Here is a 15,884-nt window from a genome sequence, read left to right as displayed (position 1 = left end):
TTAAACTAACAATTTATATGACCAGGGCAGTTTCACTCTTAACCTTTATTACGTTTATTCTTTTAGGCCGACCTGCAACTGCTCTCGCCCAGCACCACGTTGTGTCGAGTCAGCCAGCTTCTCGCATAGTTGAAGATGGTGGAACGGGGCCGTTCAGCGCTGTCATGCTAATGGAACCTTCGCTACCGACCCATACCGTCTTTCGCCCTAAAGACCTTAGTGCCTTCGGCAAAAAGAACCTGTTGCCCATCATAGCATGGGGAAACGGAGCTTGTGCAAATTCTCCTTGGGAGCATGTTAATTTCCTGTCGGAAGTCGCCTCTCATGGATTTCTGGTAGTAGCAATAGGACCGATGCCTCAGGATGGGGAGAAGGGAACCGGCAAATCGACCTCCTCACAGCTTATTGATGCAGTGGATTGGGCAATAGCCGAAAACAAGGATAAAAAGAGTCCTTACTACAATAAGATCGATGTGAAGAAAGTCTCGGTGAGCGGTATGTCGTGTGGTGGTTTACAAACACTTGAAGTTTCCTCCGATCCGCGGATCAGTACTATTGTAGTCTGCAATAGCGGTATTTTCAAGACACCGGGTAATGGCAGAAGTGCAATGCCGAACCTCTCGAAGGAAAATCTCAAAAAGATTCATTCACCCACACTTTATTTACTGGGAGGTGAGAAGGATATCGCTTATGCCAATGGGATGGATGACTACCAGCAAATTAATCACGTGCCGGTTTTTGTGGCGAATATGGATGTAGGCCATGGAGGAACTTATGCTCAGCCCCATGGCGGCGAATTTGCTAAAGTTGCCACTTCCTGGTATAAATGGCAACTGAAAGGCGATACGGAGGCGGCTAAAATGTTTACCGATGAACCTGCTGGTCTTTCCGAAAACACAAACTGGAGATTTGAGAAGAAGAATATGCCTTAGAGAAACAGGAGCAATAACGCAATCTATAAGATCAACGTTACTCCTTTTTTCCCTCAACTTAGTAGCTGATCGTCGAGTAACTAACACTCCTTAGATATATAACTATTCAATTTCTACACATGCATTTATATCCGAAACGTTTACTTATCAAACGAAGTCTATTTTTTCTGGTCACCTTTCTGTTGACTATCACTTTTGCTGACAAAAGCAAGGCTCAAAAGCTGAACATCAAGAACGATGTATTTTGGAATACCAAGGACGGAAGCCCCATCTACAGTCAGGGAGGAGGGATCTTTACATTTAAAGATCCGAAAACAGGTCAGAAGAAATATTACTGGTACGGAGCGCATTATCGGGGAGCTGAAGTATACCGTGCTTCCCCAAACAAAACCTACCCGGGAACCGGTTTCGAGTCAGTTACTTGTTATACCTCTACAGATTTGGTGAACTGGACTTTTGAATCTGACGCCCTGACGAAGGCTGTCGCTGACGAGCAGGGCAGAGCTTTTTGGGTAGGACGCTTGGGCGTGGCCTATATAAAAGAGATCAACCAGTACGCCATGTTTGTACAGCACGGTAACCAGCAAGGTAATCAAGTACTTATAGCTGTTTCTGATCATCCTGCCGGTCCTTTCAAGTGGCATCAGAAAATAAGTATGCAGGATCGGATTGGGACGCCGAATACCGGTGATCAAACTGTTTTTACAGACGAAGACAGCGGGAAGTCGTACCTAATCTATTCGTACGGTCGGGGAAGGAACAAGATCTATGTATCGGAGATCGGCGTTAAGGACGGTAAGGTGGATTTGCTCGACTGTGTCAAAATCTATGAAGGTGCAGGCCGCGAAGGGAACTGCATGTTTAAATATAAGGGGAGGTATTACATGGCCGCCTCCAATCTTTATGGGTGGGATGCCTCGTTAGCATATTACCTGGTAGCAGACGATATTCGTGGACCCTATGAGCCACGTAATAATATGCTGGTGATGGACGGTGCTTCTGATGATTATGCTCATGTTACTCAGACTGGTTTTTTTGTCACGCTACGAGGTACTAAGCAGGAGACCGTAGTTTACTGCGGAGATAGATGGTCTGACTTTGCTGGGAACGGCTTGGGATACAATCAGTGGGTTCCGTTGTCTTTTAACGGAATAAAGCCTTATTTCAATTCGTTAGGATCATGGAATCTCGATGCTAAAACAGGGGAGTGGGACGTTGCTGCCGACAATAATTGGGTAAAGAACGGGAGCTTTGAAGCAGACCGTAAAAGAATGCCTAGTCCGGTTAAACCGGTGCAAACATACATGATCGGGTGGGAAACCGCCGTACTTAAGGGAAACACGATTTCCCTCGACTCGCTAAGCTCCCCTACACTTAACTATGAAAACTCTGAGGAGGACAGGAAAATAGTCATCGGTGAGCGAAGTTTGAATATCAGCGACAAAGTTCCGTTTGAACGAAATGTTTCGCAGGTGATCAGTTCATCTCCGTACGTGCAGTTGAAGGACGGCTTCTACACGTTAAAAGCATCTATCCGAAACACTGGTAACTTCTCCAAGTTGGAAATGTACGCCGTAAGCGCGGGAAAACGGCTGGCACATAAAGTAAAAGGAGAAAATCCGAAGTGGAAAACGGTTGAGCTAAAAAAGATTCCGGTGAAAAATGGGAAAGTAGAAATAGGCTTCCGGGCAGATGGTAAAGCAGGGGGCTGCGTGCCAGGTAGATGAGGTAGCATTCGTTTTAGAACAATAGGACGAAATGCTTTTCCCGATAAACGCTTTGCTTGCGCGATAGCTGAAGCAGACGCGGGGGCTTGGGAGACTTCAAGACCTTATTAAAATCCGAAAGCGCTGATAGCCGGTCAGCGCTTTCGGATTTTGTCATACTTTTCCAAGCTCGGAGGAATACTGTTGCCCCTGTCAGACTCGTTTGTTTTCCTGCTGGTTGTCCATCGTCTGCCGACGGTCCTATGTCCCAGATTCGTCTACGCGGGCGGGGCGATGTTCGCTTACTTCAGATATTTTTCAGCAATTTCCGGGTAGACATCCAGCAGCTCATTCGACTTGCCAGAGCGGTCGAAAACGGCTTCCCAGGTATTCAAGGGTTCCCAGATAAAAGTACCCACGCCTTTGCCACCGGGGACATTAAATGCAATATCGTTCACCTCCTTTTTCAGGTGGGTGTATTCAGCCACCATGATCTGCTTGTTGTATTTCTTTGACAGCCCCGCAATATTAGTCGTAAGGTCTTCCAGGGTTCCATGCCATTTGGGGTAATAGGAAAGACCAATAATGTCATAGGGAACGTTGCGCTTGTGCATAGCGTCGTAAAAAAACTCTGACTCCTCGATTTGCCCACCTAGTGCGACATGAAGCATGATGGCTGCTTTTGGACTTACGGCTTTTACTCCTTTGAATCCTGCATAAAATAGCTGGGCCAGGCTATCCAGGTTGTTCACATGTCCATCCGGCCAGATCATGCCGTGGTTAATTTCATTTCCGATCTGAACCATGTCAGGTTCCGTTCCCTGATCCTTCAGTTGCTGCATTACGTACCGGGTGTAGGTTTCAACAGAGTCTTTGAGCGAGCTAAAGTCTTTGCCCACCCAGGCAGCCGGCTTATTCTGCTGTTGCGGGTCAGCCCAGTAATCGCTGTAATGAAAGTCAAGCAGAAATTTCATTCCGGCTGCCTTCACTCGCTTGGCCATCTGTTTGGTATGCTCTAAGTCGCAAAATCCACGGTTGGGAGAGTAGCCTTTTGGTTGGGCCGGATTGTTAAATATCCGAAGACGGATGTAATTAAAACCATGTTCTTTTAATAGCTGAATAGCATCTTTTTCCGCACCCTGATCTGTAAATTTCATGCCCCGTGCTTCCAGCTGCGGCAGAAAGGAAATGTCCGCCCCTAAAATCTTGTCCTTGATCGTTTTGGCTTTGTATTTGGCATTAGTCACCTTATGGGGTTTGCCTGGTTGAATCGTATGAATTTCAGTGGCTCCTAAGGTAAGGCTATCGACCTTCGCCTCAAATTTAATATTCTCCCGTACTGCCCCGGCTCTTATAATAATGCGACTGATTCCGCTCAAGTCGGTTTGCCAGGTACTATCCGTTTTGCGGTAATTTTGAGGATTTGCACCATTGATACTTACGATATTGGCTCCACCAATCAATTTGTAAGTAACAGACCTGGATATCCCTTCAACCACATTCCCTTTGGCGTCTATCATCTTGGCTGTCAATAGTAGTTCATCCTTACCGTTTGCCAGCATGGTGGTTTTGTACGGCGTTACCTGTACTTCAACCGGCTTTGTGCTTTGAGCTTTTAGTTCTGGCAACGTGAAGATAAGCGCCATTGAGGAGCCTATCAGCAATTTAAATACATGGTGCATTGGCGATTATAATTTTGGTTTATATGATTATTTAAGCGGACTCCCTCTTTGCATCTTTTCCCAAAAGGGTCTTTAGTCTAACAAACATAAGAGGTTTTTTCTCACCATCTTTCATGTAATCCCTGTCTCTTCGTATAAAAGAACAATAGGATAAAAAATATAATAAATAGGACAAATATGTGTAAGCTATGATGCGTTCTTTTGGTGTAGGAAAAGGTAAGCTTATCTATTACTGACTTCCGCAACCAAGACTAATTAGTAAACCACTACACGAATACTTCAATTTAAGGATTAGTGAAGAAAGTGCTAAAGAGATGGCCTCGGGTAAAGGTCTATGGAACGAAAAGGATTTTACTGCGGATCAAACGGTGGCTCTTAAACGTCGGATTTATGCAGGAGAAATTCGGTTTAAAAATGAAAGGTATTACTTTAATGAATAATTTAGACACGCTCGAAAGAAGCGCACTCAGACTCCAGATGAGAAAATTAATTTTATTATCTATTTCAATCCTTTTAGCCAGTATTAGTTTCGCCCAAACCCGCTCGACAATAGAGCTCTCAAAGGGCTGGAAGTTCTACAAGGGAAAGGCAGATGGTGCCCATCAAGTACAATTCAACGACAAGGGCTGGCAGAATGTAACAGTGCCCCACGATTGGGCCATTTACGGACCTTTTGATAAGGAGATTGATAAGCAGGTAGTAGCCATTGTTCAGAACGGTGAAAAGGTGGCAAGTGAAAAAACGGGAAGAACAGGAGCGCTGCCTTACATTGGGGAGGGCTGGTACAGAAATCATTTCGAGGTGCCTGATTATAAGGCTGGACAAAAAGTATTGATCCTTTTTGAAGGCGCAATGAGCGAGCCCAGGGTGTATGTTAATGGGCAGAAGGTAGGAGAGTGGAACTACGGATACAATTACTTTTATTTCGACATCACCAATGCGATTCAGTCGGGTAAAAAGAACACACTTGCGGTGCAACTATCCAACCAGGGGCAGTCGTCACGCTGGTATCCCGGGGCGGGACTTTACAGAAAGGTAAGCCTGATCGTGAAAAACGCGGAGAGCATAGACCAGTGGGGGACGTATATCACAACTCCTTACATCTCCGCTGATCTGGCGAAGGTGAATGTTAAAACGAAGGTGACGGGAGATAACCTGAGGTTGCAAACGCTTATTGTCAATGCGGAAGGTGACACGGTAGCCCGGAATGAAAGCCAAACCCGCTTCGGAAAAGAATTTGAACAGAACATCCCAGTTTCCAATCCACAATTATGGAGCCCTGAAACGCCCTATCTCTACAAAGCAATAACCCGTTTGTATCAGGGTAGTGTATTAAAGGACGAGACGACCACCCGCTTCGGAATAAGAGAGATTAGTTATAAGCCGGGTACTGGTTTTAGCCTCAATGGAAAAGTACGAAAGTTCAAAGGAGTATGTCTGCACCACGATCTGGGGCCGCTTGGTTCGGCTATCAATGTAGCTGCACTCAGGCGACAGCTGCGAATTTTAAAAGACATGGGTTGTGACGCCATCCGCAGTTCTCACAATATGCCTTCGCTTGAACAACTGGAACTGGCCGATGAGATGGGCTTTATGTTTCTGGCAGAAACCTTTGATGAGTGGGCACGGCCTAAAGTTAAAAACGGGTACAACCGTTTCTTCAATACAGATGCTGAAAAGGATGTGGTCAATCTGATCCATGCTACCCGCAACCATCCCTCTATTGTAATGTGGAGTTCTGGGAATGAGGTTCCTGATCAGCATGGCTCAGAAGGTGTAAAAAGAGCAAAATGGCTGCAGGATATTTTTCATCGGGAAGATCCTACCCGGCCGGTTACCGTGGGTATGGATCAGGTGAAAGCTACTATGGCATCAGGTTTTGGAGCGATACTCGATGTTCCCGGACTAAATTATCGTACTCATTTGTATGAGGAAGCCTTCAAACAGTTTCCTCAGGGGTTTATCTTAGGATCTGAAACAGCGTCAACCGTTAGCTCAAGAGGAGTATATAAATTCCCGGTGGTAAAGGCAATCTCGAAGACATACGACGATCACCAGTGCTCATCTTACGACCTGGAATACTGCAGCTGGTCAAACTTACCAGAAGATGATTTTATACTTCAGGATACTAAACCGTGGGTAATAGGAGAGTTCGTTTGGACGGGGTTCGATTATTTAGGAGAACCGACCCCTTACGATGAATTCTGGCCTTCGCGTAGCTCTTATTTTGGTATCAACGACCTTGCAGGCTTACCTAAAGATCGCTACTATCTCTATCGCAGCAGGTGGAATACCTCCGACAATACATTGCATATTCTGCCGCACTGGAACTGGGCGGGAAGGGAAGGTCAGACCACGCCTGTGTTTGTCTACACTAATTTTGACAGTGCAGAGCTCTTTATAAATGGAAAGAGCATGGGAGTGCAGAAAAAGAACGATTCCTCCCCTCAGAGTCGCTATCGCTTGATGTGGATGGATGTGAAATATGAGCCGGGGACGGTTAAGGTGGTTGCCTTTGATAAAAACGGAAAACCAGCGGCCGAAAAGACTATTGTCACCGCGGAAAAACCGTCCCGCCTGGTACTTGAGGCCGATCGGACGACCATCGATGCTGACGGTAAGGACATCTCGTTCGTTACTGTCTCTGTAGTAGATGAAAAAGGAAACCCTTGTCCTACCGTAAATGAGCAGCTCAAGTTTAAAGTGAACGGAAACGGAAAGTTCCGGGCGGCATGCAATGGCGATGCTACCTCCCTCGAACCATTTCATTTGCCTACCATGAAACTATTCAATGGTAAGCTGGTGGTACTCGTACAGTCAAATACTAATCCTGGTGATATTCGGCTTACTGTCGAAGGAAAAGGGCTCAGGAGCGGAGAAATAAAGCTTACGTCAAAATAACTTTGGCTGCACTAGAAACTAGAGTTCGCTAAGATATAATAGAAAATACTCATCATGACGGTTGCGGGTATTCCCTGAACCCGCAGCCGTCGCTAGAAGAGACCTGTCCTTAATTTAAAACTTATAAGCTCCGACGTTATTTTGCTGTTTTAATTTCAAAATTCCCTTGGTCGATTAAGATATTGATTGAATCAGTGGATTGATCTCAGAAAACTCAAGAGCCGTACTAAAGCATGCAGAAGATATTTACAATGTTACGGCGTGCTCAATTTGCTGTTGCAAAGGTCTTGCATGATTCACGAAATCTTTTGAATTCCAGCTGTAGACAGAACGTGTGAAACCTCCGCCCCTTTCAGGTAGAAGTTCCAGCCGGAGAATTTCTGTTTTGTCTTTTATCTATCCCCAAAATTTTATAAACAAATATAAATGAACGTTCGTTCACTTATATTTGTAAATGCGACCAAGAGATGAACATAAAGAAGGATTGATCCGACAGGAAGCAGTGGAGATGATTGTGCGGGAAGGTTTGGAAGGTTTGAGCATGCAAAAACTAGCAAAAGCCGCCGGCGTTTCACCAGCAACTCTTTATATATATTTTAAAGACCGCGATGATCTGATTATCCAGTTGGTGATCGAAGAACATACGAAGATGTCGCGTGAGACATTGAAAGACTTTGATCCGGACATGCACTTCGCCGAGGGCTTAAAGGTACAGTGGAACAACCGGGTTGCCTACTATTTGAAGCATCCTGTCGGCTTAAGCTTTATGGAACATATCAAGCATTCGCCCTATTTCGAGAAGGCAATGCAGCAAACCGGCAATCTTTTCCCTAAAGTAATGGGGGAGTTTCTATCTAAAAATATAGAGCGGCAGGAATTGGTGCGGGTTAGTCCTGAAGTCTACTGGTCGATTGCCTTCGCGCCACTATATCAACTAATTAAATACCACATTAGCGGGCGAGGTCTGCCACCTTCATCCACATTTGTTTTAGATGAGGAAAAGCTCCAGCAAGCTTTGGAACTTGTATTGAAAGCATTAAAACCGTAAAGGTTTCTAACAAAAATCTAATGGAAAATAATCAAAAGAAGGAAGAAAATTTCAGCTCCTATCAGAAGTTCATCGTCGCGGTACTGGCAATTTTACAGTTTACCATAGTATTGGATTTTATGGTACTTTCCCCCTTGGGAGCTTATCTGTTAACCGAAATGAGCATCACACCCTCTCAGTTTGGACTCGTAGTATCCGCTTATGCCTTCAGTGCCGGTGCATCGGGCCTACTTGCTGCAGGTTTTGCTGACCGGTTTGATCGGAAAAAGCTGCTCTTATTTTTTTACACCGGATTTATTATCGGCACCGTACTTTGCGGCTTGGCTCCATCGTATCATTTTCTCTTGATAGCCCGGATCATTACTGGTTTATTCGGAGGCGTGATCTCTTCAATTTCTTTCGCCATCATCACTGACTTATTTGCACTGCAAGTTCGGGGAAGGGTGATGGGAGTGGTTCAAATGGCTTTTGCGGCGAGTCAGGTGCTGGGAATTCCCTTAGGTTTATACCTTGCCGATAAATTTGACTGGCATGCCCCGTTTATCTTGATTGTTGGTGTTTCCATTATTGTTGGATTAGTGATCTGGAGGGTGATGAAACCCGTGAACGACCATCTGAAAATCAGGACTACTAAGAGTCCTTTTCTTCATATGGGACACACCCTTACCAACAAAACATATGCGATCGCCTTTCTTACCACCGGTCTGCTCTCCATTGGAGGCTTTATGTTGATGCCTTTTAGCAGCGCCTTTTTGGTCCATAACGTTCACATTCCCGAAACCAATCTCTCACTGATATTCTTGGTTACCGGCATCTGCTCCATTACTACCGGCCCTTTTATCGGCAAGTGGAGTGATAAAATAGGAAAGTTCAGAATGTTTGTGATCGGCTCTGTGCTGGCAGCTATTACCGTGGTACTCTACACGAATCTCTCGGTGTCGCCCATTTGGGTCGTAATAGTTATTAATTCGTTCATGTTTGCAGGTATTTCTTCCCGAATGATTTCATCTTCCGCGTTAACCTCGGCAGTCCCGGAACCTCAGGACAGGGGAGCCTTTATGGGGATAAATTCATCCCTGCAGCAAATTTCAGGAGGAGTGGCTTCGGTTCTTTCCGGTTTAATCGTTTTTCAACCCCGCGCTGGCGCTCCTTTACAATACTACGATACAGTCGGTTACATTGTGGTGCTTACCATGGCCGTATGCATCTTTACACTTTACCAGATTCATAAATATGTGCGCAATGTAACCGTTGCCAGAGCTCAAAAAGTAGCGGAATAAAAAACCGCCCTTAGGAAACTCCTTAAGGGCGGCTGCTTTCGCCATGAACGATCTTTCTACATAGCAAACCTTAAAAAGGCGGCTATAGGAGACTGGTCTACCGGCATTTTTTCTTTGTCCAGCATGTGAACTTCTCCTCCATTCATAATCGTTTTGATGATTGCTTTGTTGATCAGGCAGTCGTCGCCTTCCCGCTTCTCATCGTGGATTTCAATCACATTGTCTTTTTCGTTAAACGTTCCCCAGAGATGCTGGTTTTTCTCGACGAATAGGTCAGAAACCTGAGCATAATAAGCTGCCGGAACTACTTCTGAAGGAACAGAAGAACTCAATTGAGTAGTGGAGTTGTTATAAAAGTTCTTCAGGGCGTCATTTACATACTCCTTAAAGTACGGCGCCATGCGTTCTTTAACTTTCAGGTAAATAGACTGTCTGTCTTCGTGTTCGTAGTTTCCAGTCAGCGTTACGTCCGAGATATGCTTATAATTCGAAATCTGGCGGTAAAGGGCCGCTTCATATTCTACTGCCGCAATAACCAGCGGGACATGTTGATTATGCAGTACTTCAGTCCACAGCGTTTGGTCCACTTCTTTAAAGTACTGTTCCAGGTATTCTTCTTCATCGGATAGCCCGGTACCATGCCCGTGGAAGTTTGCACCTACAATCGCTGCGCCGCCGGCTCCGGCACCAGCTCTTCTATGAGTTTGCCGACGTTCCTTTTGTTCAAAAGGCACTACATCATCAATATTGTAAGGCAGACCCTCTACTTCCAGTTTTTTCATTTCAAACTGGTCGCATTCGTAAAACTTACAGTCTTTTTTGCTCAAGACAAGTAAGTAGAACTTATGCCGCCTTTCCATCACCGGTAATAGTGGCGTTAAAAGGAAGGAACTGTTAACAAGCAGTTCTTCTTTAACCGTTAGTGGTAGTTTGAAGATTTTGAAAAACCCTTTGGAAATAAATACTGCTAATCCCTGTAACTGTTGATTCCAAAACTCCTCGTCTCGAACCAGTTCAAAGGCTGGCGCAAGTAGTGTATCTACTTCCCGTGGGTCAATTCCTTTTCCGTTTAGCTCAACTTTAGCTCGCTGGACGTTGTTTTTGAAGACAATGGTGTCGTAGCGTTCATTTACCGCTATCCCCGCGGCATGAGTAGGAATATATATGCTAATGCAAACATCCGATTGGTAGTTCGCAAGTTCTGTGAATTCTTCTTTTGAAATGATCTCCATAAATCTGAATCTGTTTACTCATCGTTATCTTCACCTTTATTAACATTGCGATTCTTGTGTCGCATAGGAACGTTTGCTGAGGGTTGGTCGGGGCCATCCGTGTATTTCTCAGCTAACTCTTTATCTGTTTCAAGATCATTTACTGCGAATGCGTCTTTTAATCCGTGTGTTTCCTTTGGCGAACCTGATGGCCTTCCTTTCGGAGGAAGGTAAGTTCCGTTTTTGTCTTTTCCCATAATTCAATGATTTTCTGTTGATGTCTATTTGTCTTCTTCCATGTACTTACGGGCCATTTTCGTCACGGCCTCGTTTGGTAACACGGTACTCATAGCAACTTGTGCGCCAACTAGTGCGGTGGCAACAGCGTGATGTTCTCCTTTCATCAGCGCTTCGTAACCTTCTTTAGCTACTTTTGCAGGTTCATCAGCCTTGCTCGCAGCCACTGTGTTTTCAGCACCCGCTTTGTTGAAGAAGTCGGTATCTGTAGGCCCCGGAATGAGGGAAGTCACAGTGATGTTAGTATCTTTCAATTCATTGCTAAGCGCATCGCCGAAAGAAAGAACGAAGGCTTTGGAAGCAGCATAAACTGCTAACATCGGCGTGGGCTGGTAGGCAGCAATAGAAGCAAGCTGAAGGATGCGTCCTTCATTTCTGGCCAGCATATCCTTCAAATATAATTTGGTGAGATGAACAAGCGAGATAATATTTAGATTGATAATTTCCAGATCTTTGCTAAAGTCTATCTCCCAGAAATTTCCACGTTGTCCTACGCCGGCATCGTTTACTAAGACATTAATTTCCAGTCCCAAACGCTTGGTTTCCTCGTAGACTTCTGCAGCAGCATTAATATTCGAAAGGTCTTTTGCTATTACGTCTACACGCTTCGTTTTGAATTCACTTCTCAGTTCATCAGCAACTTTATTAAGCTGATCTTCGTTTCTGGCAACCAGTACCAGGTTGTATCCGTCACCGGCAAAAAGCTTCGTTAGCTCGTAACCAATTCCGCTTGATGCACCGGTAATCAGTGCTGTTTTACTTACTGTTTCCATAGAATTAAATTAAGGGTAGACTTTACTTCATATGGTTTTTTTGGCTGGTAGATCTATTTTTATAACTCTATTCAATTGAAAGAGTTTTTAAAAATTGGAGAGGAATAAATGGCGAATTTTGCGGCTTTTCCCGCTAATCTTCTTCAGGAACGATGAGCGTTAACGCTTTGTGAAGAATTTCAACTTTTATTTCTTTTACCTTTCCGATAATTTCACCGTCAACTTGCAAAGTTGTCCTTTTTGATGTACGAATCAGCGCATTACTGCAGCTGATCACATCGACATATTCAGAACTTTCCAAGGTGCCTCTGAACATTTTCCAGCCAATGGATAAGAGCTTTATGCGGGGAAAAGGTTTGATGATTACCAGTTCGAACTTACCGTCGTCCAACTTTCCTACCGGGTTGATTACTGCACCGGTACCGTATTTAGAAGCGTTAGCGAAAGTGAGCGACACAGCTTTCCGGATGAACGGCCGCCCCTCTTGTTCTATATAAAACCGGTAATTTTTAATCAGAAATATTTCTCGGAACAGGTGACGGGCATAGGTCCATAGTCCCCGTTTAGGGTCTTGCTCAAATCGTTTCACGATGCGGGCGTTCAGCCCAACGTCCGCCAGGTGAATACAGGTATGCCCATTTATTTTGAGAAGGTCGATCGGGCGTTTTACTCCTTTGGTGATCAGGCTGAAGGCATAATCAAGACGACCGCCGATATTTAATTCTTTCGCCATGCCGTTAGCTGAGCCCAGGGGAATGATCAGTAGCGGGATGTCGCTGCCCTGTAATAGCTTGGCTAGAAAATTAATGGTGCCATCGCCACCGGCACCAGCAATAATATCGGGTGAATAGGCATTAATTTCGTTCCAGATGTGCTTCTCGTTTTCCTCCTTATTCAGACGATAGATCAAAAAGTCGAAGCCTTGTCTTCTCGACTCTTCAGAAATCAGCATTTCTACGGTAGATCCTTCGCCTCTTCCAGATTTAGGATTAACAATAAAGAGTACTTTCACAGGTCGTCTATTAATTTTAGAGGTGTTCTCTCACCTCCAGCAAAAATTGCTTTAGACGTTCCAACGAATCTATCACCTTTTGGTTTTCCTTCACCTCTGATTTATTGGCTTTCAAGTGTTCTTTTGCGCCTTGCAAGGTGAATCCTTTCTCTTTAACTAAGTGAAAGATGATCTTTAAGTTTTCCACATCCTCGGGTGAGAAGAGCCTGTTGCCTTTCTTGTTCTTCTTCGGCTGAAGAATCTCAAACTCTTTTTCATAAAAACGGATCTGCGAGGCATTAACATCAAACATCTCAGTTACCTCACCCATGGTGTAGTAAAGCTTGGTGATTTCGCGTTCTTTATAAGGCATGAACAAAGATAAGTAGGAAATGGAATTTTCTATCAGCAGAGTTGTGATTTAATAGCAATGAAAGTTTAGCCCGGCGATTTTATTCAGGATTAAATGAAAAAAGAGATGACTAATTTTCTTAGCAATCGTTAAGTTTGTACTATGTACGCAGTAGTGGATATTGAGACAACGGGAGGGCACCCATCAGCGAACGGAATTACGGAGATTGCGATTGTTGTTTATGATGGAGAGCAGGTTATTCACCAGTACCAAACGCTGATCAACCCAGGCGTACCTATTCCGATCTATATCAGTGCCCTTACAGGGATTAGCAACGAGATGGTGCAAAGCGCACCCACTTTCAACGACGTTGCTCAGGAGGTATTCCTGCTACTGCACGATAAAATTTTTGTTGCTCATAACGTTAACTTCGATTACTCATTTCTTAAATACCACCTGGGTTTGGCGGGTTACGATTTGCAGTGTAAAAAGTTGTGTACCGTTCGTCTTGGGCGCAAGATATTTCCGGGCTTGCTTTCTTACAGTCTCGGTAAGTTCTGTAGCCAGATGAATATAAAAATTGAGAATCGCCATCGGGCTGGGGGAGATGCGCTCGCCACCTCTACACTTTTTGCAATGATGTTGCAGAATGATATGGAGGGGCACATTGCTGCGTCCTTGAAATATAGCTCCAAAGAACAGGTGCTGCCACCTAATCTGGATCGTAAGGACTTTGACTCACTTCCAAAATGTGCTGGTGTATATTATTTCCTCGATCAAAAAGGCAAAGTCATTTATGTGGGCAAGGCAAAAAATTTGCGGAAGCGGGTTGCCTCTCATTTCAGCGGCAATAATGCCGGCAAGCAGCGGCAGGACTTTTTGAAGCATATTCATGGGATTAGATTCGAAGCCTGCGCTACCGAACTGATGTCGTTTATTTTGGAAGCTGTAGAGATAAAACGATTGTGGCCACAAAATAACCGGGCATTGAAGCGTTTTGATCAAGCTTATGGCATTTATCTCTATGAAGATCAAAAGGGATATCAACGACTTGTACTTGATAAAAGAAGGAAGTATTCTGCCCCCGTTTATAGCTTCAATAGTATTTTGGAAGGCCATAACCTTATCGTTCAGCTCATGAAAACCCACCAGCTGTGTCCCAAGTTGTGTTTTGTTCAAAAAAATAATGATGCCTGCATCGGTCTAGCCGAGGCACATTGTTTCGGGGCCTGTGAAGGACGGGAGGATCCGGCAACTTACAACCTCCGGACAGCTGCAGCCCTCCAATATTTAAAGTCGAGTCTTCCTTCTCTCCTGATTCAGGATGACGGTCAGCATCCCGGCGAGCAAAGTGTGGTGTTGATGGAGGAAGGGAAGTTGACTGGTATGGGCTGTGTACCCATCGATTTTTCGCTGCATAATATTACGGAGTTGAAAAATTACCTGCGCCCGTATCCGTCCAACGATTACATTCGCAATATCATTCTTAGCCATGCATCCCGATATCCACATAAGGTGACTGTTCTTAATTCTTCAATCGCAGATTCTGCGTAAAACCTCTTTCTCTGGAAACAGGAGGAGGGTAGATCTTGCCAACAAAGTCATCAAAAGCGCTGTTTAAGCTAGATATGCTTAATCAACCTTTGCAAGAACCTTTCGAACTATTTCTAATTGGCGACACCGGAGACATTTCACCCACCCGTCCGGATCCGGTACTTGAAACATTAAAGGCTCACCTGCAACCCAGTCAAGAATCTGCGGTTATCTTTTTGGGAGATAATATTTATCCACGTGGAATGCCTGCAAAAGGGAATATTTTAAGAAAGAATGCAGAAAATACGCTCAAAAGACATTACGAGGCGCTTAAGGATTACGAGGGACAGGTGGTTTTTATAGCAGGCAATCACGACTGGAATAAGGGGAGGAAAGACGGTTATGAGTATATATTAAGACAGGAGAAATACATCCAGCAATTGTTTGAGGGGAAAAATGTATTCCTACCATCCAATGGTTGTCCGGGGCCCGTGGAGGTGGACATAAATCCTCATCTTACTATCGTTGCTATTGATACCCAGTGGTGGCTGCAGACTGGATTGAGGCCTATCGGTAAGCAATATAGATGCTCAGTATCAACGGAAGAGGAATTCTTTGAAAGGCTGATCGCTATCCTTGATAAAAACAAGCACAAGCATTTATTGGTAGCCGGGCACCACCCCGTGTATAGCTATGCTATTCATGGTGGCAGGTTTAAACTGAAGCATCACATTTTTCCCCTCACCATCTACGACCCCTATGCTTACCTGCCTTTACCCGGCCTAGGTTCTCTATTACCGTTATACAGAAAGTTTTTAGGAGCACGTGAGGATATGGCGCATCCACGCTACCGGCGGCTGCGTAAGAAGCTGAAGGAAATACTGTCGGGCTATCCCAATCTGATTTATGCTGCCGGCCACGAACACAATTTGCAATATATCTTTAAGGATCGGAACCATTTTATAGTAAGCGGTTCAGGTTCAAAAGTAAAATATGTAGTTCGCGATGGTAAATACCTTCAGTTTGGGGAAAAGGCAAAGGGTTTTGTGAAGTTGCGTTTTGAAAATGACGGTTCTGTTTTTTTATCTGCCTGGGCGATGGATACCAGCAGGCGTCTTTTAAAGGGGAAACTGTTGTATGAGAAACAGATTATTTAGTTCCCGGACTCTTTACAAGAA

The 15,884-nt window shown here is 44.5% G+C and carries 13 protein-coding genes; 7 read left to right on the top strand and 6 right to left on the bottom strand.

Translation table 11 applies throughout. The annotated features are described in order from the left end of the window. Positions 1-17 precede the first annotated feature (17 nt). On the top strand, positions 18-932 hold the full coding sequence (locus tag J4N23_RS03480; protein WP_207425609.1) for an alpha/beta hydrolase: 915 nt from the start codon (positions 18-20) through the stop codon (positions 930-932). Between the two features lie 119 nt (positions 933-1,051). Then, entirely contained in the window at positions 1,052-2,659 is a 1,608-nt protein-coding gene (locus J4N23_RS03475; protein ID WP_207425608.1) for a family 43 glycosylhydrolase, read from the top strand. Between the two features lie 281 nt (positions 2,660-2,940). Here the strand turns inward: J4N23_RS03475 and J4N23_RS03470 are convergent, their stop codons facing one another. Further along, entirely contained in the window at positions 2,941-4,320 is a 1,380-nt protein-coding gene (locus J4N23_RS03470) for a glycosyl hydrolase 53 family protein (RefSeq protein WP_207425607.1), read from the bottom strand. A 477-nt stretch (positions 4,321-4,797) separates the two neighbouring features. Here J4N23_RS03470 and J4N23_RS03465 point away from each other — a divergent pair, with 477 nt between their 5' ends. The 3 genes from J4N23_RS03465 to J4N23_RS03455 all read left to right on the top strand — a co-directional run bounded on the left by J4N23_RS03465 (position 4,798) and on the right by J4N23_RS03455 (position 9,549). Then, positions 4,798-7,221, top strand: a complete 2,424-nt coding sequence (locus J4N23_RS03465) for a DUF4982 domain-containing protein (protein ID WP_207425606.1) — start codon at positions 4,798-4,800, stop codon at positions 7,219-7,221. 454 nt (positions 7,222-7,675) lie between these two features. Next, positions 7,676-8,269 carry a TetR/AcrR family transcriptional regulator gene (locus J4N23_RS03460; protein ID WP_207425605.1) on the top strand — a complete coding sequence of 198 codons (594 nt, stop codon included), beginning with the start codon at positions 7,676-7,678 and terminating at the stop codon, positions 8,267-8,269. Between the two features lie 20 nt (positions 8,270-8,289). Beyond that, positions 8,290-9,549, top strand: a complete 1,260-nt coding sequence (locus J4N23_RS03455) for an MFS transporter (protein ID WP_207425604.1) — start codon at positions 8,290-8,292, stop codon at positions 9,547-9,549. A 56-nt stretch (positions 9,550-9,605) separates the two neighbouring features. On the opposite strand, the gene J4N23_RS03450 is transcribed toward J4N23_RS03455, so the two are convergent. The 5 genes from J4N23_RS03450 to J4N23_RS03430 all read right to left on the bottom strand — a co-directional run bounded on the left by J4N23_RS03450 (position 9,606) and on the right by J4N23_RS03430 (position 13,194). Continuing rightward, positions 9,606-10,781 carry a hypothetical protein gene (locus tag J4N23_RS03450; RefSeq protein WP_207425603.1) on the bottom strand — a complete coding sequence of 392 codons (1,176 nt, stop codon included), beginning with the start codon at positions 10,779-10,781 and terminating at the stop codon, positions 9,606-9,608. A 14-nt stretch (positions 10,782-10,795) separates the two neighbouring features. Next, the gene (locus J4N23_RS03445) at positions 10,796-11,017 is read right to left on the bottom strand and encodes a hypothetical protein (RefSeq protein ID WP_207425602.1); all 222 of its coding nucleotides are present in this window, start codon (positions 11,015-11,017) and stop codon (positions 10,796-10,798) included. 24 nt (positions 11,018-11,041) lie between these two features. Beyond that, the gene (locus J4N23_RS03440; protein ID WP_207425601.1) at positions 11,042-11,830 is read right to left on the bottom strand and encodes an SDR family oxidoreductase; all 789 of its coding nucleotides are present in this window, start codon (positions 11,828-11,830) and stop codon (positions 11,042-11,044) included. Between the two features lie 133 nt (positions 11,831-11,963). Further along, a complete protein-coding gene (locus tag J4N23_RS21185; protein WP_207425600.1) occupies positions 11,964-12,842 on the bottom strand; it encodes a diacylglycerol kinase family protein in 879 nt (292 codons plus the stop codon). Between the two features lie 16 nt (positions 12,843-12,858). After that, positions 12,859-13,194, bottom strand: a complete 336-nt coding sequence (locus tag J4N23_RS03430; protein WP_207425599.1) for a MerR family transcriptional regulator — start codon at positions 13,192-13,194, stop codon at positions 12,859-12,861. Between the two features lie 141 nt (positions 13,195-13,335). On the opposite strand from J4N23_RS03430, the gene J4N23_RS03425 reads away from it, so the two are divergent. Both J4N23_RS03425 and J4N23_RS03420 read left to right on the top strand, forming a co-directional pair. Further along, positions 13,336-14,727 carry an exonuclease domain-containing protein gene (locus J4N23_RS03425; RefSeq protein WP_207425598.1) on the top strand — a complete coding sequence of 464 codons (1,392 nt, stop codon included), beginning with the start codon at positions 13,336-13,338 and terminating at the stop codon, positions 14,725-14,727. Between the two features lie 74 nt (positions 14,728-14,801). After that, the gene (locus J4N23_RS03420; RefSeq protein WP_207425597.1) at positions 14,802-15,863 is read left to right on the top strand and encodes a metallophosphoesterase; all 1,062 of its coding nucleotides are present in this window, start codon (positions 14,802-14,804) and stop codon (positions 15,861-15,863) included. Positions 15,864-15,884: the final 21 nt, after the last annotated feature.

The organism is Pedobacter sp. SYSU D00535 (genome assembly GCF_017355855.1).
Classification (GTDB): Bacteria; Bacteroidota; Bacteroidia; order Sphingobacteriales; family Sphingobacteriaceae; genus Desertivirga.
This window is presented reverse-complemented; position numbering and strand designations above follow the sequence as displayed.